The sequence below is a fragment of the Actinophytocola sp. genome (assembly GCF_045807065.1).
In the GTDB taxonomy this organism is placed as follows: domain Bacteria; phylum Actinomycetota; class Actinomycetes; order Mycobacteriales; family Pseudonocardiaceae; genus Actinophytocola.
In genome coordinates, this window is the sequence record NZ_JBJMIE010000823.1 from 1 (window position 1) to 2368 (window position 2368).

General features: G+C 72.1%; 3 protein-coding genes. All 3 read right to left on the bottom strand.

Annotated features, from left to right (window positions below; all coding sequences use genetic code 11):
• Positions 1-68: twin-arginine translocation signal domain-containing protein (locus ACJ73U_RS47645; protein WP_407784435.1), on the bottom strand; the 68-nt coding region annotated here is incomplete at its 3' end.
• A gap of 32 nt (positions 69-100) precedes the next feature.
• Positions 101-961 (bottom strand): sugar phosphate isomerase/epimerase family protein, encoded by an 861-nt coding sequence (locus tag ACJ73U_RS47650; RefSeq protein WP_407784433.1) that lies wholly within the window; start codon positions 959-961, stop codon positions 101-103.
• 32 nt (positions 962-993) lie between these two features.
• Positions 994-2118: a Re/Si-specific NAD(P)(+) transhydrogenase subunit alpha gene (locus ACJ73U_RS47655; protein ID WP_407784434.1), complete on the bottom strand. Its 1125-nt coding sequence runs from the start codon at positions 2116-2118 to the stop codon at positions 994-996.
• Positions 2119-2368 lie beyond the last annotated feature (250 nt).

Consider the following 2368-nt stretch of genomic DNA (forward strand, 5'->3'; position numbering starts at 1 on the left):
CCCGCGGCTACGGTGGCGGCGGTGGCGGCGGTCGCGGTGAGGAACGTTCGACGAGAGTTCTCAGTCATCCTCCCTGCCTACACCGCGGCACCGGTGATCGCTAGAACCGAAGCGCCGCAAGGTAGTCGTGGCTGTTGCGGGACGTGTCCAGCGGCGCGGGCTGGTCGTCGCGTTCCACCAGCCAGTACCGCACGCCGGCGCGGTCGGCCTTCTCGAAGATGCGGGCCCAGTCGACCACGCCGCTGCCGACGTCGGTCCAGTTGCCCTGACCGTCGTGGTCCTTGACGTGCAGCACCGGGAACCGCCCCGGGTTGTCGACGAACAGCTGCCGCCCGTCCATGCCGGCCCGGGTCGCCCAGCCCAGGTCCAGCTCGAAGTCGACCAGCCGGGGATCGGTCTCGCCGAACAGGATGTCCGACAGGCGGACGCCGTCGACGACGCGGAACTCGCTGTCGTGGTTGTGGTGCAGCATGCCCATGCCCAGCTCGCGGGCCGCCGCGCCGGCCTCGTTCAGCTGCCGCGCGCCCAACCGGATGCCCTCGACGGTGTACATGTCGCTGGGGAACGACGACAGCACGACCCACCGCACGCCGATCGTGTGCGCATCGGCCAGTTTCGCGGCCCAGTCGCCGGTGATGTCGGCGTGGGCGACGTGCAGGATGACCGGGTTGAGCCGGGTCTGCCGGCACAGGTCCCGGATCTCGGCGGCCGGCCGGTTGAACGAGCTGACGCCCACGCACCGGTAGCCGATCTCGGCGAGTGCGGTGAGGGTGCCGAGCGGGTCCGCGTTGAGGATGTCGCGGACGGTGTAGAGGTGCATGCCGATGCCCTGGCGGGGGATCCGCCGGCAGTGGCGGGCGTCGGCGCGGGTTTCGGCGTCCGCGACGCCGGTCATGCCGGCGGTGGCGGCGCCGGCACCGAGCAGGGTGAGGACCCTTCGCCTGGTGACTCCGTTGTCCATGCCTCGAAAGTACTTGAGAAAGCGCTTTCCCACTAGGAGCGGCGGGCCAGCAGTTCCCTCGTCGGTTCGTGGTGCACCTCGCCGTCGTGGGTGACGCAGCTGCCGGAGACGATGTCGTCGTTCAGGTCCGGCACCACCGAGCCGTCGGAAGCCATGTGCAGCAACAGGTTCACGACGTTGGCGGCGTAGAGCTGGCTCGCCTGCGCCGGCATCTGGCTCGGCACGTTCCGCCCGCCCCACACCCGCACCCCGCCGACGCCGATCTCCTCGCCCGCGACCGCGCCCTCGACGTTGCCGCCCTGCTCGGCGGCCAGGTCGACGACGATCGAGCCGGGGCGCATGGCCGCGACCATCTCGGCGGTCACCAGCAGCGGCGCACGGCGGCCGGGGACGGCGGCGGTCGTGATCAGCGCGTCGGCCTCGGCCACGTGCGGGGCCAGCAGCTCGAGCTGCCTGGCCGCGCGCTCCTCGGTCATCTGGCGGGCGTAGCCGCCGGCGCCCTCCAGCGGCGGCAGGCCGAGGTCCACGAACTCGGCGCCGACGCTGCGGACCTCCTCCGCGGCGGCGGTGCGCACGTCGTACGCCCGCACGACCGCGCCCAGCCGGCGGGCGGTCGCGATGGCCTGCAGGCCCGCGACCCCGGCGCCGAGCACCAGCACCCTGGCCGGCGCGACGGTGCCCGCCGCGGTCATCAGCAGCGGGAAGAACCTCGGCAGCCGCTCGGCCGCGACCAGCGCGCAGCGGTAGCCGGCGACCAGCGCCTGCGAGGACAGCGCGTCCATGGACTGGGCGCGCGACGTGCGCGGCACCAGCTCCATGGAGAACGCCGACAGGCTCGCGTCCCGCAGGTGGGCGACCAGGTCCAGTTCCTCCGCGGGCGCCAGGAAGGAGATCACGACCGCGTTCTTCGCGAGCGCGTCGAGCTGCGCCCCGGTCGGCGGCTGGACGCCGAGCAGCGCGGCGGCGCCCCTGGCCGCGTCGGGGGTCACCTCGGCGCCCGCCGCGCGGTAGTCGTCATCGGGGTGGTGGGCGGCGGCACCGGCGCCCGGCTCGACCGCGACCTCGAAGCCCGCACCGGTCAGGCGCGACACGAGTCCCGGTACCAGTGCCACCCGCCGCTCACCGGATCTCGTCTCAGCAGCTATGGCGATCCTCACGGTGCCCACTCTATGAGCCGGCGCGCGCCGGCCGTTACGGGCTGAACGGCTGATCTTTTTCCGCAGGTCATGACGCTCCGGGCACCGGTTAATCACCGATAAGGCTGGAGTAGGTGCCCGATCGGGTACGCCTGCGTGTGGGTCACTATCTGCCTGTCGCGGCGGTGCTCTACTGGCCTTGGTTCTCCTACGGACAGGTGGGACCGAGGGAGTGGATTGGTCTTGGTGAGCAAGGACAACAAGGCACGGC

Coding starts and splice junctions, on each gene's coding strand:
- ACJ73U_RS47650 (WP_407784433.1), bottom strand. CDS start 961: ATGGACAACGGAGTCACCAGGCGAAGGGTCCTCACCCTGCTCGGTGCC.